18 protein-coding genes are annotated in these 20,383 nt (G+C 60.8%); 8 read left to right on the forward strand and 10 right to left on the reverse strand.

Translation table 11 applies throughout. The annotated features are described in order from the left end of the window. The first annotated feature begins 54 nt into the window (after positions 1 to 54). The gene (locus HDF12_RS07670) at positions 55 to 1,059 is read left to right on the forward strand and encodes a 3'-5' exoribonuclease YhaM family protein (protein ID WP_373563863.1); all 1,005 of its coding nucleotides are present in this window, start codon (positions 55 to 57) and stop codon (positions 1,057 to 1,059) included. A 511-nt stretch (positions 1,060 to 1,570) separates the two neighbouring features. Here HDF12_RS07670 and HDF12_RS07675 read toward each other — a convergent pair. Continuing rightward, on the reverse strand, positions 1,571 to 2,911 hold the full coding sequence (locus HDF12_RS07675; RefSeq protein ID WP_179581942.1) for an amidohydrolase family protein: 1,341 nt from the start codon (positions 2,909 to 2,911) through the stop codon (positions 1,571 to 1,573). Positions 2,912 to 2,990: 79 nt separating this feature from the next. Here HDF12_RS07675 and HDF12_RS07680 point away from each other — a divergent pair, with 79 nt between their 5' ends. Then, entirely contained in the window at positions 2,991 to 3,725 is a 735-nt protein-coding gene (locus tag HDF12_RS07680; RefSeq protein WP_218892327.1) for a HEAT repeat domain-containing protein, read from the forward strand. Between the two features lie 31 nt (positions 3,726 to 3,756). On the opposite strand, the gene HDF12_RS07685 is transcribed toward HDF12_RS07680, so the two are convergent. Continuing rightward, complete coding sequence (locus HDF12_RS07685; RefSeq protein ID WP_179581944.1) at positions 3,757 to 4,689, reverse strand: hypothetical protein; 933 nt, start codon at positions 4,687 to 4,689, stop codon at positions 3,757 to 3,759. Positions 4,690 to 4,862: 173 nt separating this feature from the next. Then, a complete protein-coding gene (locus tag HDF12_RS07690; RefSeq protein ID WP_179581945.1) occupies positions 4,863 to 5,336 on the reverse strand; it encodes a hypothetical protein in 474 nt (157 codons plus the stop codon). 217 nt (positions 5,337 to 5,553) lie between these two features. Here HDF12_RS07690 and aroC point away from each other — a divergent pair, with 217 nt between their 5' ends. The 5 genes from aroC to HDF12_RS07715 all read left to right on the forward strand — a co-directional run bounded on the left by aroC (position 5,554) and on the right by HDF12_RS07715 (position 10,521). Beyond that, entirely contained in the window at positions 5,554 to 6,738 is a 1,185-nt protein-coding gene (gene aroC, locus HDF12_RS07695; RefSeq protein ID WP_179581946.1) for a chorismate synthase, read from the forward strand. Further along, on the forward strand, positions 6,739 to 7,278 hold the full coding sequence (gene def, locus HDF12_RS07700; RefSeq protein WP_373563865.1) for a peptide deformylase: 540 nt from the start codon (positions 6,739 to 6,741) through the stop codon (positions 7,276 to 7,278). A 214-nt stretch (positions 7,279 to 7,492) separates the two neighbouring features. Beyond that, positions 7,493 to 8,425, forward strand: a complete 933-nt coding sequence (gene fmt, locus HDF12_RS07705) for a methionyl-tRNA formyltransferase (RefSeq protein ID WP_179581947.1) — start codon at positions 7,493 to 7,495, stop codon at positions 8,423 to 8,425. After that, on the forward strand, positions 8,422 to 9,807 hold the full coding sequence (locus tag HDF12_RS07710) for a transcription antitermination factor NusB (protein WP_179581948.1): 1,386 nt from the start codon (positions 8,422 to 8,424) through the stop codon (positions 9,805 to 9,807). Before fmt ends, HDF12_RS07710 begins: the two co-directional genes overlap by 4 nt. A gap of 366 nt (positions 9,808 to 10,173) precedes the next feature. Next, positions 10,174 to 10,521, forward strand: a complete 348-nt coding sequence (locus HDF12_RS07715; protein WP_179581949.1) for a hypothetical protein — start codon at positions 10,174 to 10,176, stop codon at positions 10,519 to 10,521. On the opposite strand, the gene HDF12_RS07720 is transcribed toward HDF12_RS07715, so the two are convergent. The 6 genes from HDF12_RS07720 to HDF12_RS07745 all read right to left on the reverse strand — a co-directional run bounded on the left by HDF12_RS07720 (position 10,432) and on the right by HDF12_RS07745 (position 19,095). Beyond that, positions 10,432 to 11,268, reverse strand: a complete 837-nt coding sequence (locus HDF12_RS07720) for a PASTA domain-containing protein (protein WP_179581950.1) — start codon at positions 11,266 to 11,268, stop codon at positions 10,432 to 10,434. The two genes, HDF12_RS07715 and HDF12_RS07720, sit on opposite strands and share 90 nt — an antisense overlap. 210 nt (positions 11,269 to 11,478) lie before the next feature. After that, positions 11,479 to 13,800, reverse strand: coding sequence for a TonB-dependent receptor (locus HDF12_RS07725; RefSeq protein ID WP_179581951.1), 2,322 nt, complete (start codon positions 13,798 to 13,800; stop codon positions 11,479 to 11,481). A 116-nt stretch (positions 13,801 to 13,916) separates the two neighbouring features. Next, a complete protein-coding gene (locus HDF12_RS07730) occupies positions 13,917 to 14,306 on the reverse strand; it encodes a hypothetical protein (protein WP_179581952.1) in 390 nt (129 codons plus the stop codon). Between the two features lie 173 nt (positions 14,307 to 14,479). After that, positions 14,480 to 16,093, reverse strand: coding sequence for a Na+/H+ antiporter (locus HDF12_RS07735; protein ID WP_179581953.1), 1,614 nt, complete (start codon positions 16,091 to 16,093; stop codon positions 14,480 to 14,482). Between the two features lie 165 nt (positions 16,094 to 16,258). Next, positions 16,259 to 17,713 carry a cation diffusion facilitator family transporter gene (locus HDF12_RS07740; protein WP_179581954.1) on the reverse strand — a complete coding sequence of 485 codons (1,455 nt, stop codon included), beginning with the start codon at positions 17,711 to 17,713 and terminating at the stop codon, positions 16,259 to 16,261. Then, complete coding sequence (locus tag HDF12_RS07745) at positions 17,713 to 19,095, reverse strand: MFS transporter (RefSeq protein ID WP_179581955.1); 1,383 nt, start codon at positions 19,093 to 19,095, stop codon at positions 17,713 to 17,715. Before HDF12_RS07745 ends, HDF12_RS07740 begins: the two co-directional genes overlap by 1 nt. A 226-nt stretch (positions 19,096 to 19,321) precedes the next feature. Between HDF12_RS07745 and HDF12_RS07750 the strand changes: the two genes are divergently transcribed. Further along, positions 19,322 to 19,606 (forward strand): hypothetical protein, encoded by a 285-nt coding sequence (locus HDF12_RS07750; RefSeq protein ID WP_179581956.1) that lies wholly within the window; start codon positions 19,322 to 19,324, stop codon positions 19,604 to 19,606. Here HDF12_RS07750 and ubiE read toward each other — a convergent pair. Beyond that, positions 19,585 to 20,364, reverse strand: a complete 780-nt coding sequence (ubiE, locus tag HDF12_RS07755) for a bifunctional demethylmenaquinone methyltransferase/2-methoxy-6-polyprenyl-1,4-benzoquinol methylase UbiE (RefSeq protein WP_373563866.1) — start codon at positions 20,362 to 20,364, stop codon at positions 19,585 to 19,587. The two genes, HDF12_RS07750 and ubiE, sit on opposite strands and share 22 nt — an antisense overlap. Positions 20,365 to 20,383 lie beyond the last annotated feature (19 nt).

The following is a 20,383-nucleotide window of genomic DNA, read 5'->3' on the forward strand; positions in this document are numbered from 1 at the left end:
TGGTATACAGCGCGAGGGCTTCGGCTCTCGCGTTTCTGTTTGTGGTGATGCGACGTGGTGCGCGGTATTCTGGTTGAGATGAAAGACTTTTTTATTGAAGATGCGGCGCGGTTCGATAACGCGACAGTGACGACCTATTTTGTTTTGACGTCGATGCAGGTGAGAGACAAGAAGCAGGGTGGACAGTACCTAGCGTTGACGGTGAGTGACAAGACGGGCTCGCTCGAGGCACGTATGTGGGATGACGTGACGGAGGCGATAGCGACCTGCGATGAAGGTTGCTATGTAAAGGTGCAGGGGGATATCTCCAAGTATCAAGGGAAGTTTCAGATCACGTTGAAGAAGCTGAGGCTGGCGGCTGAGTCGGAGATCGATCCGAAGGATTTTCAACCTTCGACGAAGTTCGATGTGGAGGAGATGTGGGGGGAGTTGCGGGGGTATGTCTCTGCTTTCAAGAACTTGGAGTTGCGGCGGCTGGTGTTTGCGTTTCTTGATGATGAGCAGATAGGGCCTGCGTTCAAGGCGGCTCCTGCGGCGAAGCGATTGCATCATGCGTGGCTTGGGGGGCTGTTGGAGCATGTGTTGACGCTGGTGCGCGTGTGTCTGGGGGCGGCTCCGTTTTATCCGGAGGTGGATGCGGATCTGCTGGTTACGGGCGCAATTTTGCACGATATTGGGAAGGTTCGTGAGTTGGAGTGGAAGTCAAGCTTCAGCTATACGCTGGAGGGCCAGATGATTGGCCATATCAGCATTGCGCAGGGGATGCTGCGGGAGAAGGTGCAGCAGTTGGCGCCGTTTCCGGAGAAGCTGCGGGTGCTGGTGGAGCATATGATTCTGAGCCACCATGGGAAGTATGAGTTTGGTTCGCCGAAGCTGCCGATGACGCCGGAGGCTATTCTTTTGAGTGCTTTGGATGATCTTGAGGCGAAGATGCAGGCGATGCGGAATGAGTTTGCGGCGGCGGTGGCGAGTGGGAAGAGCAGCGGTGAGGTGACTGATTGGGTGAGGAGTATGGATCGGCCACTGCTGAATACCCAGGGGTATTTGAAGGACGAGTAGGTGGTTTTTTCGATTTGAATCGGGAAAAAATATGGAACGTGGTGGAGTGGCGTTTTTGCGGGGGTTTTTGCGAAAAATAGGTGTTTTTGTGGCGGTAAATCATGGTGTGGTTGTGGTGGATTGCTGGTGAGAACGTGGTGTTTCGCCGCCATATTTCCGGCCGCTAGAAATGTGACACGGTTTTGAACTTTATTTTGGGTGGATTTGGAAAAGCAGCGGCAACGGCAAAGGCCGTGAATTAGTCGCTCTGCCCTTCGGGCTTCGCGCCGGCGTGCGGCAGAGTGGTGGCCGCTGCGCGGCTGGCTTAGACGCGGGACTGAAGCCCCACTGTACCTAAAAGCAGAAGCGGATCTCAGGAACAGGCAAGAGCAAGTGCAACAGCAGATTCCTCCGCTGCGCTGCGGAATGACAACAAAAGGACAGGCAACGGCAAAAGCATAGGGGAATACGGGGGTTCTTCCCTTCGACAAGCTCAGGGTCAGAATGACAATTGAAATAAACAACCGATGTCCTAGAACTTGTAGAGGGATTCGGCGTTTTGGTGGAGGAGCATGTTGGCTAATTCTGTGGCGCGGGTGTCTGTGATCTCGTTGTCGCGGAGCATGCCGGTGAGGGCTATGCCGAGGGACTCGCGGAGGTTGCGGTTGGCGATCCAGGCGGCCTCTTCCCAGCCCATGGAGGAGGAGTAGGGGTAGGCGTCGGTGGCGTAGAGGATTTTTTCCGGGTAGAGCTCGAGCCACTCGCGCAGCCAGGCGGACATGGTGCGGGGGCTGATCATGAGGGACTGCTGGGAGAGATCGAGGTAGACGTTGGGTTTCTGGAGGAGCGCTCCTATCTCGTGGACGAAGGGCCAGCCGCCGTGGAGGAGGACGAAGTTGGTGTGACGCAGACGCGGGTCGTTGAAGAGAGGTTCGAGGAGGAGTGGGTTGTCGCCGGCGATGGAGAAGTAGCCGCCCCCGCCTGCGGTGGTGTGGAGGTGGACGGGAAGGTTGAGGCGGCCGCACTCGGCGGCGATGTAGCGGAAGAGGAAGTCCTGGAGGCGCTTGTACTGGGCCTCGTTGGGGTGGGGACGGTGGAGGAGCGTGGCGTAGATGCGGGCTGCTTCGGGCTGGGGGACGTCGTCGAAGCCGAAGGAGCGGAGGTAGGCGATCTCGAACTTTTCGGCGACTGCGCCGTTGGCCTTTTGTTGTTCGAGTAACGGGATGACGAGTTGTTTGAGGTAGGCGTCGAGGGTGGGTGGGAGAGCTTTGAGGCCGACTTGTTGGAGATACTTTTTGCGTAGCGCGTCTTCGAGGGGGAAGAACTGTTTGCGGTCGGGGGTTGCGGCAGCGAGGGCGGAGTTGTCGAGAGGGAAGAGAAGGGTGTCGACGTAAGGGACCCAGCGGAAGCGGGGTGACTGAACTCCGACGCCCATGGCGACGCGGTTGGCGAGCATGGTGGCGATGTTGGACTTGTCGAGGATGTAGGCGGAGTAGTTGGTGCCTTGTTTTGTGCGGATGCTTTCGCGGGCTGCTTCAAGCTGAGTGAGACCGGCGGCGTCGAGTGGAGGCTGGCCGTTGAAGTGGAAGAGGGTCTGCCATGCGTCGTGGAGCTTTGCTAGATCGGGACGCATGCCGACGGGGTCCGTGTACGGTTCCATATTGTCGACGGGGAGGGCGTCGAAGTTGCGGTCGGTGGCGTAGGCGGGCGGAGACAGCGTGGGGTGGGCGTGATTGTCGATGGCAGGGATTGTGGCTATTTGCGCGGCGAGGGTGGGGTCGATGGAGAGATCGCCGGATTGTGCGGGGGCCTGTGCGAAGGTGGCGAGGAGGAGGGTGAGGGTTGCGATGATGGGATGGCGCGAGGGGCTCATAGATTGTGGTCTTGATTTTACGGGGTGGCCGAAATCCGGGTGCTTGGTGTCTATTGCTATAGCAAACGGGGTGAATGGAATGGTCCGCGCTGACGATGTCGCTTCTCGTGTCAGGCTTGTGGTCGGAGTGTTGTTCGTTCTCGCTTCGGTTGGGAGCGGATTGTGTCAGGCTCCGGAGACATTCTCTCAGGCTCTAAGTCGTCATGGCATAGTTCTTACGAAGCCGTCTCTGATTGAGGCACTGAGGAATCCTGATAAGGAGGTGCGTGGGCTGGCTGCTGCGGAGTTAGCTGAGTGGAAGGCGACGGATAGTCTTCCAGAGATCCTGCGAGCCGGCGCGGCTGAGCGGAACGAGCCGACGAAGGTGAATATCGCTGCCGCCGCAACGTGGTTGGGCTCCTCGGAGGGGCTGGGATTACTCAAAGAGATGTGTCTGGATCAGACATTAGATTTTTACGTGCGCCAGAACGCAGCACGGAACGTGTTCGACAAGCGGGATCACGCCTGCTTCAGGGCAGTCGCCGATATGATGCTTCCATCGGCAAGTCCAGACAGTCGGATTGGAGCTCTGTATCTTCTCTCGCAACTCAATGACAGAACGGAAGAGGAGACGGGGGTTGTGCTTAACCTTCTGGTGGGAATGCTGACCGATGCCGATCTCCGGGTGAGACTGGAGAGTTGTGAAGGACTTCGTTGGCTCAAGAGGCCAGAGGCGATCGCACCCTTGCGCAATGCTCTCGCGAATGAACGAGAAGATATTGTTCGGCAGCGGATGGAGTCGACGCTGGATTTTCTTGGTAAACCACGGACGTGAGTTTGATATTGAAATGGAAAGTTGTCACGAGTCACGACTGAGTTGCGTTGTCGTACCAGCGTAGAACCCGGAGAGCGCGCAGGGTGTTCCAGCGGCTTGCCCTGGCGATGCTGATCTCCATCTCCAATGGAATATGTTCGGGATGAAGGAGGTTGAGGGGCCAGCGTCCATTCTGGTGGCGGCGCTCCGTCACGACTTCGATGGCTTCGCTGACGCGGCCGTCTGGTTTGATTCCCGCATCTCGCAGATAATCGAGTCCGCGCAAGACGTCGTAGTGCCAGAACGTCGGGAACGAGAAGCGCAGCCAGCGTTTGTTGATGACTTTGCCAGTTCGAAGTGAGCGGAACATGTGGCGCTCGAGCAGATAGTTTTCTGCACGCTTGCGGGCCCTGGTGATGGCCGCTGATTTGTTTCCTGCTCGTTCGTGTTCCAGCAGACCTTCGAGCACGCAGATGGTGGTGTGGAACGAAGAGCGCTGGCTTTTAGGCGCTTCGCAGTTCCAGCCGCCGTCTTCGAGCTGCTCGCGCAGGAGTTGATTGGCGAGTGCGTCGTTCGGTTCTTTGAAATAGGCGTTGATGCCGAGGATTCTGCCGTTGATGCACGGCTCGGTTTCGCCGTGAAGGAAGGGCCGATTGTTGAGCGGCTTGAACACGAGCCCCTTGTCGACGCGATCGATCATTTTGCGGGCTTGCTTGCTGGCGGGGTCGAGACCGAGGTCCTTGAGGACGACGAGACTCCAGAGAGTGATGAGATCCCACTTTGTCCCGCCGCCCCAGTCGCCGGTGGGAGATTGGCGTGCGAGAAGCTGGGCTCCCCAGCCTTCAGTTGCGACGCGCGACCGTTCGGCTGCGACAGCGTTGGGAGCTTCGCCGGTGAGGTCCCGCATGACTTGCCAACGGATGGCCGGGTCAGAGTCGAGGAGCCATCTGATGTGCGCGGCGCTGGGAGCATAACCCTTACGCATTGGTTTGTTATAGCAGGTGGTATGGAAGTTTTGACTGTGGCGAGCTGAGTTCAGACGGCTTCCTTGTCCGGCCGAATTTGGAGCAGGGAGCTGCGCGATTTGGGAGTGTTGCGTCGCGAAAAAGAAGTGGCCCGCTTGTGGAAGCGGGCCACGATTGCCTGGTTGGCTGGGGCTTAGTGATGGCCGCCGCCGCCGTGATCTCCGCCGCCGTGGCTGCTACCGCCGCCGGGGTGACCGCCGCCCTGATATCCGGCGCTATGTTCGTTGGTAGGTTCGTGGCCGGCGTTGCCGACGTGGCCTTGTGGGTCGCGGGCTTCGTTCGCCTGGAAGTGGTTGAAGGGCTGGGCGCCGCGCTCCGGCATTGGACCTGCATATCCGTGATGAGGATCGTAGCGGTTGTCGACGTGGCCGTAGAAGTTGCCGTGACCGTGATACCAGGGGCCGGCGCCGATGAAGACTCCTCCGGTGAACCAGTCGGGTCCGTAGTAGCCGTACGGAGCACAGGGGTATGGAGCGTAGTCAAAGTATCCGTAAGGGCATATCGGAGCGGCTCCGATGCTGATGGAGACCTGGGCGGGTGCTACGGAAACGCTGCTCACCAGCGCAACGGCGAGAGCAGAGAGGGCGAACGACTTGCTTAGGGACATGTGTTTCTCCTGGATCACTTTATTTCGATTCCGGAGGAGAGGGGCGAGTTGTGTTTGCGGGACCGATTGTTCGTGAGATGGGATATCAGATGGAAGGAGCTGCTCGTGGCAGGGGTAGCCGGTGTAGCGCGTGAGGTTACGAATGCAATCGCGGAGTGGGTGGAATGGGTTGTTACAATTTAGGTTTGGGTGTTTGTTTCCTGAGGGATTGATACAGATGTTGCGATTTTCTACGGCGGGAGAGAGCCACGGGGAGAGCCTGGTGGCGACGGTGAGTGGGATGCCCGCGGGTGTGACCGTGGATCAGGAGTTTGTCGATCGCGAGCTGTGGCGGAGGCAGAAGGGTTATGGCCGTGGTGGAAGGATGCGGATTGAAAAGGATACGGCGCATATTCTGAGCGGGGTGAGGCATGGGAAGACGATCGGGTCGCCGATTGCGATGGTGCTGGCGAATAACGATTGGAAGAACTGGGTCGACATACTGCCTGTAGAAGTTGGGGACGCCACAAAGCATAAGGCTGTCGCTTCGCCGCGGCCGGGGCATGCGGATCTGGCGGGGAGTTTGAAGTACGACTTTCCGGATGCGCGGTATGTGCTGGAGCGGGCGAGTGCTCGGGAGAGCGCGGCCCGGGTGGCGGCGGGTGCGGTGGCGAAGCTTTTGCTTAGGGCCGTGGGCGTCGAGGTGGCGAGCCATGTGATTCGCGTGGGGAAGGCGGAGCTTGGAAGGGCGGCGACCTGGGAGGAGATTGCGGCGTTGCAGTTGAAGGATGAGGTTTTGTTGAACTGCGTGGATTCTGAGGCTGAGGCTGCAATGAAGGCTGAGGTGGATGCGGTGTTGCGGACGGGCGATACGGTGGGTGGGGTGTTTGAGGTGGTGGTGCATGGTTTGCCTCCTGGTGTGGGGACGCATGCCAATTGGGATGAGCGGATGGATGGGTTGTTGGCTCAGGCGGTGATGAGTCTGCAGGCGGTGAAGGCGGTGGAGCTGGGGCGTGGGGTGACGGCGGCGGAGTCGGTGGGGTCGGCGGTGCATGATGCGATTGGGTATGAGGGTGCTCCTGAGGAGGGGCGCGGGTTTACGAAGTTTTCGCGGGAGCAGAATAATGCTGGGGGGATTGAGGGCGGGATCTCGAATGGCGAGGATGTGGTGGTGCGGGGGTATTTGAAGCCGATTTCGACGTTGCGGCGGCCGCTGGGTTCGGTGAGTTTTGAGACGCGTGAGCCGGTGAAGGCTGCGTATGAGCGGAGCGATGTTTGTGTTGTGCCTGCGGCTGGTGTTGCGGCGGAGGCGATGGTTGCGCTGACGGTGGCGCGACTGGTGGTGGAGAAGTTTGGTGGGGACTCGCTGCGTGAGATGCAGCGAAATTTCAATGGCTATTGTGAGCAGATTCGAGCGTATTGAGTGACTGGAAAAGTGAGCGAGAAGAAGACGAAGATTCATGAGGTAGTGAAGTGGCCGGATCCGGTGCTGGCGAAGCCGGGTGCGACGGTGACGGTGTTCGACGCGAAGCTGAAGAAGCTGGTCGACGAGATGTTCGAGAGTATGTATGCGGCGCAGGGGATTGGGCTGGCCGCGCCGCAGATTGCGATCTCGCAGCGGATTACGGTGATCGATGTGAGCTTCAGGAAGAATCCGGAGGAGAAGATTGTGCTGATCAATCCGGAGATTGTGGAGCGCGAGGGCAAGCAGGTGGAGGAGGAGGGGTGCCTGAGTTTGCCGGAGATTCGTGAGAAGGTTTCGCGCGCGGAGTGGGTGAAGGTGAAGGCGCAGGATGTGACGGGGAAGTGGTTTGAGATTGAGGGGACGGAGTTGCTGGCGCGAGCGATGCAGCATGAGATCGATCATCTGGAGGGGGTGCTGTTTATTGATCGGTTGAGTCGTTTGAAGCGGGATCTGGTGATTCGGAAGATAAAGAAGCTCATCAAAAACGGAGAATGGTGATGGTGTCCTGCCGGACGGGCCCGCTACGCGCGGCGCGCCCACTTCGTGGGGGGTATACCTTGTCTTGGTGGGATGAGCGGCTTGGGTCCTCGCGATGCTCGGGCCGACCAGCGGGAGGATCTACGCGGATGATGGTGCCTTGACCGGTATACGCGTCACGAAGTGACCGCCCTCCGCGCAGGAGGCCCGTCCGGCAGGACAGAGGATTATCAAAATGAAATTAGTTTTTTGTGGCACGCCGGAGTTTGCAGTACCTACGCTTCAAGCCGTGATTGCAGCAGGGCATGAGGTTGCGCTGGTGGTGACGCAGCCGGATCGTGCGGCGGGGCGCGGGCTGGAGGTGCATGTTCCTCCGGTGAAGCAAGCGGCCGTGACACACGGTTTGCCTGTGGTGCAGCCGGAGAAGATCAAGAACAATCTGGAGTTGCGCGCGCGTTTGGAGGAGATTGCGCCGGATGCGATTCTTGTTGTTGCGTATGGGCGGATCATTCCGCAGTGGATGCTGGAACTGCCGCGGTTTGGGAATATCAATCTGCATGGGTCGCTGCTGCCGAAGTATCGCGGGGCTGCTCCGATTCAGTGGGCGGTGGCTTGCGGCGAGGTGGTGACGGGTGTGACGACGATGCGGCTGGATGCGGGTCTTGATACGGGCGATATGCTGCTGGCGGCGGTGTGCCCGGTGGGGTTGGAGGAGACGGCGGTGGATGTGTATGGGTGTCTGGCTCCGCTGGGCGCGGAGCTGATGGTGGAGACACTGAGGCGGCTGGAGGCGGGGACAATCTGTCCGGAGGAGCAGAACCACTCGCTGGCTACGCTGGCTCCGATTCTGAAGCGGGAAGATGGGCTGGTGGATTTTTCCCGGTCGGCGAAACAGATTTATGACAGGTGGAGAGGGTTTCAGCCGTGGCCGGGCGCACATACGACGCTGCGGGGGAAGAAGCTGATCGTGTCGAAGATGGGGATTTGTAGTGGGCGCTCGGTTGCTGCGGGGGAGTTGCTGGTGGACGGAGAACAGATGCTGGTTGGTTGCGGTAGTGGGACGGTGGCGGAGTTGCTTGAGCTGCAGATGGAGGGGAAGAAGCGGATGAGTGCTGCTGAGTTTTTGCGTGGGTATCAGGTGAAGAGCGGCGAACGGTTGGGGCTATGAAGGACGAGTCGACGTCTGGAGGAGGAAAACGGAAGCGGGGTGCTGGTGCGGGAAAGCCTGGTGCGGTGAAGGCGGTTTCGGGTAAGGCGGTGGTGGCGCGGAAGAGGCCTGTGTCGGCTGGGCCTACGGCTTCGGTGGAGGCTGCGGTTGCGAAGATAACGCCGGCTCGGCTGGCTGCGTTTGAGATTTTGAAGCTGGTGGGGGAGAACAAGGGTCATAGCGACGAGTTGCTGCATTCGCCGCGGGTGGATGGCTTGTCGCCGGAGGATCGGAACCTGACGACTGCGCTGGTGATGGGGGTGCTGCGATGGCAGATTGCGCTGGATGCGCGGGTGAGGGGGTTGCTGCAGAGGCCGGAGCAGAGGCTGGCGGAGCCGGTGGCGATTGCGCTGCGGATGGGGGCGTTTCAGTTGCTGCATCTGGAGAGGATTCCGGCGCATGCGGCGTTGAGTGAGAGCGTGGAGTTGTGCAGGGCAGCGGGGGAGCCACATGCGACGGGGATGGTGAATGCGGTGCTTCGGAAGCTGGCGGGGACGCAGAAGCCGGGAGTGCGGATGCATGAATCGGTAGCGGCGTTTGCGGAGAGGCTGGGGCATCCGCGATGGCTGGTGGAGCGATGGGTGGCGGCTTATGGGCGCGAGGCGGCGTTGAAGATCTGTGAGGCGGATCAGCAGGAGCCGGCGGAGGGTGGGATGTTTGTGGAGCGCGGTGGGGATTGGCCGGTGATGGATGATGGGTCGCGGCTGGTGGGGGAGATTGCTGCGGCAGCTATGCCTGAGGCGAAGAGAGTTTGGGATTGCTGCGCTGCCCCTGGGGGGAAGACTTTGATTTTGGCGAAGCGGTTGGGTGGTGCGGAGATTGTGGCGAGTGATGTGAGTGTGAAGCGACTGGCTCAGGCGCAGGCGAGGCTGCGGCGGTATGCGTATGCGGAGCGAGTTAGGTTTTCCGTGGCCGATGCGTCGGATGCTAAGAGTGTTGCGGGGGAGTTTGATCTGATTTTGTGCGATGTGCCCTGCTCGGGGACGGGAACGATGGCGGGGAATCCGGAGATTCGGCATCGGCTGAAGGTGGAGGAGTTTGTGCGGCAAGCGGAGAGGCAGAGGACGATTTTGAAGGGGGCGTTGAAGCGGCTGGCTCGGGGTGGGCGGCTGGTCTATTCGACTTGCTCGCTGGAGGCGGAGGAGTGTGAGGGTGTGGTGGATGCGGTTGTTGGGGCGGGTGGGGTGGTGAGGGTGCCGGTGGATGGGGTGATGGCGGAGCTTGCGGAGCGTGGGGTTTTGAGTGGGGAGATGGGTTCGGCGGTGCGGGATGGGGCGCTTCGAACGCTGCCTGGTGTGCACGGGGGCGATGGGTTTTATGCGGTGATGTTGGAGCGGAAGTAGGCGGTTGAATAGGTAAGGCGGTTTGCGCGGTGCGCGAAGGCCCACATCTCAAAATCGAGATATGGGCACCCGGCACCCAGAGGAGTTGAGTTCAGCGGTGAGAGATGGGGCGCTTCGGACGCTGCCTGGAGTGCATGGGGACGATGGGTTTTATGCGGTGATGTTGGAGCGGGCTTAAGAAGACGGTTCGCACTGCGGCGCCAGTGCCCTATTGCGATGAGACCGCGAAAGGATGGGGCACCCCGGGAATCGCTTCAGCCTAAGGAGTACAGGCAACGTCGGACATAGCTGGGGAATAACCAAAAGCAAATACAGGGATCCTTCGACTGCGTGGCTCACAAAATGCCGTGAGCCACTTCGCTCAGGATGACATGGTTTTTGTGTGGGGTGGGAGAAACCAGCCGCGGCAACGACAACAACAACAAAGACAACAACAAAGACAACAACGACGACAACAACAACAACAACGACAACAACGACAACAACGACAACAACGACAACAACGACAACACAAAGGATTGCTGGGAAGAGGAATACATTCCCATCCATCGCGATGAGACTGCGATGGATGGGGCACCCGATGGCTTGGGGCTGGTTGGGATTTCAAGAATAGGGAACAGACAATTAATCGGTGAGGGTGATGTGGACTGGGTCGCCTTTGACGACGCGGTGGCCGGCGGGTGGGGTTTGCGCGATGACGGTGCCGATGGATGAGACGGTGTGGGCGATGGGTTCGGTGAAAGACGGTGTGGTGGCGCTGGGTGGGGATTGAGATGTGAGTGGGGCGGAGTCTGAGGTGGAGTTGAGGTTGAGGTCTTCGGCGCTGGCGATGTGGAGGCCGGCGGATGCGGCTCTTGCGGCGGCAGCGGTGAGGGTGAGGCCGGCGAGGGAGGGCATGACGAAGGCTTCGGCGGAGTTGGTGGATTCGGGGTCGCTGAGGAGGAGGCTGACGCGGGGACGGTCCACACCGATGGCGTTGGGGGTGGGGGTTTGGGCGATGATGACGCCGGGTTCGCCGGGGGCGGCGATGTGGGAGACGGCACCGAGTTCGAGGCCGAGACGGCGGATGTTGATGGTGGCGGTGCGCTCGGTCTGGCCGAGGAGGTCAGGGATGGCGACTTGTTGCGCGCCGAGACTTTCGGTGACGCGGACGGGCCACTCGCGGCGGACGGTGAGCCCCGGGGCGGGGGATTGTGCGAGGACACGGCCGGGTGGGGTGTTGGGAGAGTAAAAGCGGTTTTCGAGGCTGAGGACGAGGCCCAGGGAGCTGGTCTGCTTGCTGGCTTCGGAGAGGGTGAGCCTGGTGAGGTCGGGGACCTTGACCTCGTGGCCGTGGATGGCGAGGCGCATGGTGATAAAGGCGGAGACGAGCGCGACAGTGAGCATCGCGAGGGCGCCCAGAACGATGTTGAAGAAGCGATTGATGCTTCGGGTGACTTTTCTGGGGATTCGGAGCTTCATGCGTTTTCAGAGTATATCTTTGTCCTGCCGGACGGGCTCCCTGCGCGGGAGGCGGTCACTTCGTGACTTGTGTACCTTGTCTTGGTAGGATGAGCGGCTTGGGTCCTCGCGATGCTCGGGCCGACCAGCGGGAGGACCTTGGTTGATGACGGTGCCACGACCGGTATACGCGTCACGAAGTGACCGCCCCGCGCGTAGCGGGCCTTTCTCTCAGTATTTGAAGCGGTAGCGTAGTTCGGCGAAGATCTCGCGGGGGTCGTTGAAGTGGAAGCCGCCGAAGGTGAGGCTGTTGTCAAGCAGCACGCGGCGGTTGGCTACGTTGGTGGCGGTGATGGAGGCGGTTAGTTTTTCGGTGAAGGTTTTGCCGATAGAAAGGTCGAAGGTGGTGTGCTGTGGCAGGTAGGGGTTGGGATAGCGTGGGTCGGCTGGCGGGCCGGTGGGGTCGAAGCCGCCGTTGGTGAAGCCAGAGCCGTAGTAGACGTTGGTGGAGGCGGTGGTGCGCCAGGGGAGGGTGGCGTTGAAGCCTACGTTTAGGGTGTTGCGCTGGTCGTGGTCGACGGGGTGGTAGCCGGGGGCGGCATCGCACTCGGCTGAGGTGGGAGGAGAGCAGATGAGGCCGCCAGTGATGGCACCGCGCTGCTCGGCGATCTGGTTGGAGTAGGCGAGGTGGGCCTGTCCGAAGTTCCAGAGACGCGGGCTGCGGAGGGTGAGCTCCCAGGCGCGGACTAGAGCGCCGTCGACGGTGACCGGGAAGTAGATGCTGGAGTCGCCGATGTTGGAGTGGTCGAGGAAGTTGTTGATGCGGGTTTTGAAGGTGTCGGCGTCGAGGAGCCAGCCACGGTAGGGGATTTGGACGCCAAACTGATGCTCTTCGTCGCGCTCGCCATGGAGTGGGGCGAAGCTGGTGCCGGAGCTGAGGGCGAAGTTTTGCAGGTTGCAGGTTCCGTCAGCGATGGAGGCAGCAGTGCAGCCGAAGGTGAGCAGAGGCGGGGGTTGGTAGAAGCGGCCGTAGAAGCCGCGGAAGACCCAGTTGAGTTTGGGAATGCGGAGAGCTACGCCGAAGCGTGGGGCGGTGTAGTTCTCGGTGAACTCGGCTTGAAAGTGGGTTTGGCGCAGGCCGGCGATGAGGGTGAGCCAGGAGGTGGGTTTGTAGTTGTCGGAGATGTACTCCTCGATGACGCCGCCGGAGGCTGAGTCTGGTGTGGAGAAGGCGGGCGTGTTGGTGCCGTCGTTGAAGATGGCGCCGAAGAGGTAGCTGTCGTGCTGGCCGAAGGAGTAGAAGCCTGCCTGGATGGTGTTGCGGGCGATCTCGGTGGTGATGTTGGCTTGTGCTCCGGCGTAGGTGGAGCTGCGGTCGGAGGTGGTGGCTACGGGAATGTCGTTGGGGTGGGATTCGTAGTCGGCGCGGTTGTAGTGGAAGAAGGGTGAGACTTGCAGGACCGTCGCGGGGTTGAAGGTGTGAAGCCAGGAGAAGGCTAGGGTGCCGTCGAGTTCGTGTTGGCCGTCGCGGAGGCCGCTGGATTGAAACTGCTGGTTGCCGGGGCTGTTGGGGTCGGGGTCGTAGGGGATCTGGAAGTAGTCGGCGCGGAGTTGGGTGATGAGGCGGAGCTGGTCTTTTGGAGTGGCGTTGTAGAGGAGAGAGGCGAAGCCGCCGTAGCCGTTGGTGGCGTCGTGGATGACAACTCCGGTGGGTGGGGAGAGGCCGTAGTCGCTGCGGTTGCCGGTGAGGCTGGCGTAGTAGGCGAACTTTTCGGTGTGGTCGCCGAAGTTGAGCTGGTCGTTGGTTTGGAGGAAGCTGCCGGCGCTGAGGATGAGTTCGGCCTGTCGGTTGCGCTCGAAGCCGGTGCGGGGGACTACGTTGAAGACGCCGTAGGTGCGGTCGCCTACGTCGGAGGTGTAACTGCCGCGTTGAATTTCGATGTAGTCGATGTCTTTGGGGTCGATCTGCGCGCCGAGGTTGCTGGCGATGTTGGTGTTGGGGATCTGGACGCCGTCGAGGAGCCACGAGACCTGGTGGCCGCCGCGCATGTGGAGCATGTCGTGGGTGATGTAGGCGCCGGGGACATAGTCGGTGATCATGGCGAGGGAGTTGGTGCGGTCGGCGCCGGGGGTTTGGGTGATGTCGTCGCGGCTGATGAGGGTGGTGGGGGTGACGGTGTTGATGTTGGCGGTGTTGGCGTCGGTGGTGACTGAGGTGGTTTGCTCGACGGTGCCGAGGTGGAGCTCGATGTGGAGGATGGGTGCGGTGTCGGAGGCTAACGTAAGGGATTGTTTTGCTGTATCGAAGCCTGGTTGCGAGATGGTGATGGTGTAGTCGCCGAGGGGGAGGGATGGAATGGTGAAGGAGCCGTCCTGCGCGGTGGTGGTGGATTTGGTGAAGGCTGAGTTTGCTGCGTGGAGTTCGATGTATGCGTTGGCGATGGGGCGGTGTTGCGGGTCGTGGACGACTCCGTGGAGCTGGCTGAAGATGGTGGCTCGAGCGGTGATGGCGGCGAGAGATGAGAAAAGACAGAGTAGAGCGAGCTTGCGCATGGGGCTTCGGACTTCCCTCGTCAGAGAGGCTGACGGAGTTGGAGCTGCGGAACGGGACGGCAGGGCGATGGCTCCCGTTTTGTTGCGGGAGGTGTGTCGGCTGCTGGTCGGGTCGCTTAGAGGGAGTAGGAGGGAGGGCCGCGCTTTTGGCGGGAGCGATCGAAAGCTACGCGGGCGCGGGCTTCGGTCTGGGTGGTGACGGAGGGGTGGCTTACGATCTCTGCAAAGATGAGGGAGGCAGTGTGGGACGAGAGATCTCCGTGCTGGATCGGAGTGACGGCCGCTGGGTATGCGGGGCACTTTTGCGGGATCGTCGAGACGTTGATGCTCGAGCTGGAGGACTCTGTTTGCTGCGTGTTCATCGTGCAGTGATGCGCGCCGTTCCGTCTGCAACAGGCCGGAAGATTCGCAGCAGTGCTGGCGGTGAGAGCCAACAGAGGCGAGATCAGCGGTGAGCTGAAGAGGAGAAGTAACGTGATGGCGATGAGGCGTCGCACGGCTTTCATTGTAGCGAACCTTTGTCAACGGATTGTCACGGATGGCTCAGACGACTAAGCGGATTTGCTGTTGGTGCGGAAGGCAACAGCAGATTCCCTTCGGGAATGACAACAAAAGGGCACGGCAGACTCTACGCCAACCGCTACTTTGCTCTAGGTTCAAAGATCGGCTGCTGCCGGAATCAGCGGATGGTTGATCCGGTGTGCACACGGCTTTCCGCCAAATCGAGCTCTCTCTGCAAGGTACGCAGGACTTCATCGTCGATCTGCTCCTCATCTCGCAGTCTGATCAGCGCTTCGCGTTCGGCCTGCAGTGCGGTCAGAATTGCATCGTTTCGTCGAGCCTGGTTGATAAGTCCCGTCGTGGTCCGATCGCGTTCCAACGGCATCGCATCCAGTCGCTTCTGGTAACCGTCAATCAACTCCTGGAAGACTGAAGACTGGTCGCGATTTTTCGAGCGGGTGCGGTGCAGATGGATGATGGCCTCGGTAGCCAGGACACGTCGCGCCTCTTGTTCCTCGCGGTCTGCGTGTCCCGACTCGGAGAGGCCCATGATTCGAATCAGCCAGGGCAGCGTCAGGCCCTGCACGACCAGCGTTGCTACGATCAGGCAGAACGCCAGATAGATGATCATGCTGCGCTGCGAGAAGGTTCTGCCGCCTGGAAGAGCGTACGGGAGCGAGATGGCCGCTGCGAGCGATAGCACACCGCGCATGCCACCCCACCCAATGACAAACATCTGTCGCGGCCGGGGTGGCTGTACGTCCAACTTCCGGACCCATCGCCGGAGCGCGTAGGCGACGTAGGTTTCTGCGAAGACCCACGCCATGCGCAGACAGATCATCAGCGCGGAGAAGCCGATTCCGTATTCAAGGAGAACCGGGCGGCTCATGCCGACGATCTGCCCGATGACATAGGGAAGCTGGAGTCCGATTAGAACGAAGACGATGCCGTTGAGGATGAAGGTCAGTGCATCCCAGACAGCGGTCGCCTGCAGGCGGACCTGGGGCGACATGTACTCGGGACTTTTGCGGCTCATGTACATACTGCAGGCGATGACTGCCATTACACCGGAGACATGCATGCGGGCGCCTAAGAGGTAAGCCCCGTAGGGCACCAGGATGCTGATTACGATCTCGATTGGCCCATCGTCCACCCATTTTTCAAACCACGCGACGACAGCTCCGATGGCCAGCCCCACGGCTACTCCACCGCAGGTCAGGAAGACGAGTTGACCGAGTCCTTCGATGAGTGATGGCGTTCGGCCTGTGACCAGCAGAGTGAGGCCGAATTGCAGAGCGAGGAGGCCGGTGCCATCGTTGACGAGGCTTTCGGCTTCCAGTATGTCGACGATTCGTTGTGGAAGGCCCACTCTTCGCGCGATCGATGTGGCTGCGATGGCGTCAGTGGCTGCGACTACCGCACCAAGTAGCACGGCGGACTTCCAGTCGAATCCAGGAAGGAGAGACCCCGCGACCATCGCGAGCCCTAGGATGGTGAACAGCACCAGGCCGACGGCAAGCATGGCTATGCTGACAAAGTTGCGCTGAAACTCTCTCCATGACAGGGTCCACGCGGCGGAGTAAAGCAGAGGAGGAAGGAAGACCAGAAAGACCAAGTCGGGATCGAGGCCGATGCGCGGCATGCCTGGCAGAAAACTCAAGAGAAGGCCGGCAATTACGAGCAGGATCGGATACGGTACTTTGAGTCGTCGGGCCAACCCGGCAAAGACCGCCACGAAGAATAGAAGAAGAAGGAAGACCGCTTGTACGGCCTGCACTCCGGCACCCGTCATCGGGCCAGCCTTCGGATGCGAGGTGCGGGCGATCTTCTAATCCAGAGGGGGAAGGACGAGGGCATGGGTCATTATCTCGCGCTTAAATGGGTAGAGAGTTGAAACGAAAGTGCGATAACGTCACTCACTCGGTTGACCTGATCGGAAGAAGATCGAAGAGTCGGATCAGCGGCGGTTGTCGGTGGCGGGCTCGGGGTGGATGAGGAGGCGGGAGACTTCGGGGCAGTCGAGTTTGAAGGCGTTTTCGAGGGCGGTGATGATCTCGTGGACCTTCGACATGGGGAGGTCGTCGGGGAGGGTGCAGTGGCAGTTGACCTGGATGCGATCGGCTCCGTTGTTGTGGGCGCGGGTGACGAAGACCTCGTGAATGTCGAGGATCTCGGGGAAGGCTTGAGCGGCGCGGCGGAGACGGACTTCGAGCTGGCGATCGCGCTCGAGGGAGGCGGGACGCTCGATGGTGGCGGGTTCGCTTTCGATGTGAGTGAGGATGGTGGAGATCTCGGGGATCTCGCGGCGGATGTCGGACTCGAGTTGGGTGACGAGGGCGTGTGCGGCGCTGAGGGACATGTTCTCGTAGACTTCGAGGTGCTGCTCGACGTGGAGCTCGTGGTTGTACTCCTGCACGGCTACGTCGTGGATTGCCAGATTTGAGCGGGCGGCTACTGCGCGGATGCGGTCGTGGAGGCTTTCGGCGATGGAGGCGGTGGGGATGGAGTGGACGACGACGTCGGCTCCGGGGAGATGGCGGCGGACGGCGGCGGTGGCGGCCATGGTGATCTGCTCGGAGCGCTGGAAGGTGAGGTTGCGTGGGAGGCCGAGGGTGAGGTCGGCGAAGTAGTTGGGGCCGGCGCGGCGGGTGCGGATGCGGTCGACGGAGAGGACGCCGTCGATGGCGGCGATGTCGCGGGCGATGTCGCGGGTCTGCGAGCGGGTTTCGATGGGGGTGGCGTCGGTGAGGGCGTCGATGGTGCGGCGGGCGAGGTTCCAGGTGACGTGCAGGATGATGCCGGAGACGATGATGGCGGCGATGGGGTCGGCTAGTTCGAGTTGGGGAATTTGGAAGCGCTCGCCTATGTAGCTGGCGGCGAGGCCGAGGAGGACGGCGATGGAAGACCAGATGTCGGTGCGGAAGTGGATGGCGTCGGCTTCGAGGGCTTCGCTCCTGGTTTCGGCGGCGATGCGGTGGAGCTTGCGGGAGCGGGTGTAGTCGACGGTGATGGAGAGCAGGAGGACGAGGAAGGGCCAGAGGGAAAAGTTGAGTGCGAGATGCTGGCGGTGGGCGATGCGGCGGATGGCTTCGGTGAGGATCCAAACGCAGGAGCCGAGCATGAGGACGGATTCGATGGCAGCGGAGAGGCTTTCGATCTTGCCGTGGCCGTAGGTGTGGTCGGCGTCGGCGGGGCGGTCGGAGACCTGAACGGAGAAGAGGGTGATGGCGGCGGCGATGAGGTCGATGCCGGAGTGGGCGGCCTCGGAGAGCATGCCGAGAGAGCCGGTAAGGAGGCCGGTGAGGAGTTTGAGGAGGGTGACGGCGAAGGCGGCGAGGACGGAGAAGAGCGCGGCGGAACGCTTGGCGCTATGAGGGGTCGCGGCTTGTTCGGGCTGGGCCGTAGTGCTCATCAGGACGATGGTACAGGGTTTTCCGTACGGAGTGCTGTGCTTCGGAGGCGTGTTTCGGCACGGAGATAGAACATGATGGCTGCACCGAGGAGCATGGGGAGGCTCATGAAGAGGAGACCTCGTTGATAGTCGCCGGTGAGGTCTTTGGCGAAGCCGACGAAGTAGGGGCCGAGAAAGCCGCCGATCATGCCGATCATGTTGAGGGTGGCGATGCCGGCGGCTGCGGATCGTCCTTGAAAGAAGCTTCCGGGCAGAGACCAGAGGGGACCCTGCATGGCGTTGTAGGCGATGATGATCGCGCCGATGGCGGTGACGACATTGATTGGATTTGTTGAGAGGCCACAGGCGAAGAATCCGGCGGAGATAAGGAAGGCCCAGGGGATGATGTGCATGTAGCGGGGATAGTTGCTGTGTGGCGTGCGGCGCTGGATGCGGTCGGAGTAGATGCCGTTGATCAGCATAGCGGCTGCTCCGAGGAGACTGAGGGTTGCGATGAGGTAGCCGACCTTTGATGTGCTGAGATGGGTTGCTCGCTGGATGACGTCGGGAGCGACAAAGGTGTAGGCGTAGGAGGAGGCCAGCATCAGCAACATGAAGAGGCCGAGCTGCCAGACGCGTGGATCGAGGAGGGCGGCGCTAAGATCGTGGCTGCGCTGGCCGCTTAGAGAAGGATCGTTGTGGACGTGGTGGATGATCCATGCGCGTTCGTCTTCGGTGAGCCACTTGGCCTGCTGGGGGCAGTCGGGGAGCAGGTAGAGGAAGGCGATGCCTAGCAGGATGGGAGGGATGCCTTCGACGAGGAAGAGCCATTGCCAGCCGCGGAGGCCGAGGTGGCCGTCGAGGTTGAGGAGTGGGCCTGCGATGAGGCCTGTGACGACGGAGCTGAGCGGCAGTGAGATGTAGAAGCGGCTGATGGCGCGGGCGCGGAGCTCCTGCGGGAACCATTGCGTGAGATAAAAGATGACGCCGGGGAAGAATCCGGCCTCGGCTAATCCGAGAAAAAAGCGTGCGGTGTAGAACTGCCATGGAGTGCGGACGAGCAACATGGCTATGGCAAGAATTCCCCAGGTGACCATGATGCGAGAGAGCCAGCGGCGGGCTCCGAAGCGATAGAGGAGGAGGTTCGAGGGGATCTCACAGGCGGCGTAGCTGAGAAAGAAGAGACCTGCACCGAAGCCGTAGACTGTGGCGCTGAAGTGAAGGTCGCGGTTCATTTGGAGGGAGGCGAAGCTGATGTTGACGCGGTCCATGTAGGCTGCGCCGTAGCCGAGGGCTATGAGAGGGATCAGGCGGCGGGTCGCTTTGCGCATGGCGGATGCGCCGACGGCTGCGTCAGCTGAGATCGGTGGCCTGTCGAGGATCGGCTGCGGAGTGGAGGCCATTGGGGTCCATCTCATCGGGCGGGTGAACGTGCGATTAGGGGGTGGGGAACTGAGGGAAATATATCACTGGAGGTGGATTGAGGGGTGCGTGTCTTGTTGTATGGTCGCTTGATTGGGTGAAGGCTCTGGAGGTTTCAATGTCGCTGAAGGTTCGAATAGTTTTGGCTGCGACTTTGCTGTCGCTTATGTTTTCGTCGCGGGGGCGCGATTTGATGGGGACGCGATTATGACCTTGGTCAAGGCAGAACATGCGAAGGGGAGACGGTATGAGTGGAATGTTAGGGAGCCCGATGTACATGTCATCGGCGACACGGCGTGGATTGCTTATGTGAATAAAGGCGCCGTGACGGATGAGTCAGGGACTAGAGCGCAGAGCTGGCTTGAGTCGGCGTTCCTTGAGAGACGCGGTGGGGCTGGAAGATTGTGTTCATGCATAGACCCGCGTGCCTGTGGCTCCGCCGGCTTCGACTGTGTCGAAGCGGTAGGTGGTCAGGGTTTGGTGGCGTGGTAGAGGCCGGCGGTGCCGAAGGTGTAGCTGGTCCAGGTGGCATTGGTGAAGCCGGCGGCTTTGATGAGTTGGAGCATGCGTTGGGGGCGGGGGAAGCGTTCGACCGACGCGGGGAGGTAGCTGTAGGCGGCGGGTTTGCCGGAGATGAGGCCGCCTAGCCGGGGGAGTATGGATTTGAAGTAGAGATTGTAGAGTGCGCCGGTGAGGCCTTCGGGCTGGTTGGCTTCGAGGATTCCGAGCTGGCCACCGGAGCGGAGGATGCGGTGGAGTTCGGCGAGTCCTTCTTCGTAGTTGGCTAGATTGCGGAAGCCGAAGGCGGAGGTGACGAGGTCGATGGACGCGTCGGCGATGGGTAGATGGAGAGCGTCGGCTTCGATGGGGACTATGTTGTGGGGGGCGAATTTTTCTGCGCCGCGGGAGAGCATCTGGTGGGAGAAGTCTACGGCGAGGATGGGGGCGGCTTCGGGGGTGTGAGGGCGATGCTGGTAGAGCGCCATGGTCATGTCGCCGGTGCCGCAGCAGAGGTCAAGGATGACGGCTTCGGGGTGCTGGAGGATGGGGCGGAAGAGTTTGGCGGTGCGGTTCCACCAGTAGCGGTCGATGCCGACGGAGAGGACGTGGTTGGCGTGGTCGTAGGTGGGGGCGATGGTGTCGAACATCTGCTGGACGGAGGTGGCGGCGGCCTGCTCGGTGGTGATGCCGGCGGGGCGGGCTCCGGTGGAGCATTCGTGTTCGTGTTCGGGTTTGATTGGGATTGTCACAACGCTAATGTTAATCGCG

This window comes from Tunturiibacter gelidiferens, assembly GCF_013410115.1.
Taxonomy (GTDB): domain Bacteria; phylum Acidobacteriota; class Terriglobia; order Terriglobales; family Acidobacteriaceae; genus Edaphobacter; species Edaphobacter gelidiferens.

Bases quoted from the DNA above. Each gene is read 5' to 3' on its own strand.
- HDF12_RS07675 (WP_179581942.1), bottom strand. From the start codon at position 2,911: ATGAGCCCCTCGCGCCATCCCATCATCGCAACCCTCACCCTCCTCCTC.
- HDF12_RS07680 (WP_218892327.1), top strand. From the start codon at position 2,991: ATGGTCCGCGCTGACGATGTCGCTTCTCGTGTCAGGCTTGTGGTCGGA.
- HDF12_RS07685 (WP_179581944.1), bottom strand. From the start codon at position 4,689: ATGCGTAAGGGTTATGCTCCCAGCGCCGCGCACATCAGATGGCTCCTC.
- HDF12_RS07690 (WP_179581945.1), bottom strand. From the start codon at position 5,336: ATGTCCCTAAGCAAGTCGTTCGCCCTCTCTGCTCTCGCCGTTGCGCTG.
- aroC (WP_179581946.1), top strand. From the start codon at position 5,554: ATGTTGCGATTTTCTACGGCGGGAGAGAGCCACGGGGAGAGCCTGGTG.
- fmt (WP_179581947.1), top strand. From the start codon at position 7,493: ATGAAATTAGTTTTTTGTGGCACGCCGGAGTTTGCAGTACCTACGCTT.
- HDF12_RS07710 (WP_179581948.1), top strand. From the start codon at position 8,422: ATGAAGGACGAGTCGACGTCTGGAGGAGGAAAACGGAAGCGGGGTGCT.
- HDF12_RS07715 (WP_179581949.1), top strand. From the start codon at position 10,174: ATGACATGGTTTTTGTGTGGGGTGGGAGAAACCAGCCGCGGCAACGAC.
- HDF12_RS07720 (WP_179581950.1), bottom strand. From the start codon at position 11,268: ATGAAGCTCCGAATCCCCAGAAAAGTCACCCGAAGCATCAATCGCTTC.
- HDF12_RS07725 (WP_179581951.1), bottom strand. From the start codon at position 13,800: ATGCGCAAGCTCGCTCTACTCTGTCTTTTCTCATCTCTCGCCGCCATC.
- HDF12_RS07730 (WP_179581952.1), bottom strand. From the start codon at position 14,306: ATGAAAGCCGTGCGACGCCTCATCGCCATCACGTTACTTCTCCTCTTC.
- HDF12_RS07735 (WP_179581953.1), bottom strand. From the start codon at position 16,093: ATGACGGGTGCCGGAGTGCAGGCCGTACAAGCGGTCTTCCTTCTTCTT.
- HDF12_RS07740 (WP_179581954.1), bottom strand. From the start codon at position 17,713: ATGAGCACTACGGCCCAGCCCGAACAAGCCGCGACCCCTCATAGCGCC.
- HDF12_RS07745 (WP_179581955.1), bottom strand. From the start codon at position 19,095: ATGGCCTCCACTCCGCAGCCGATCCTCGACAGGCCACCGATCTCAGCT.
- HDF12_RS07750 (WP_179581956.1), top strand. From the start codon at position 19,322: ATGACCTTGGTCAAGGCAGAACATGCGAAGGGGAGACGGTATGAGTGG.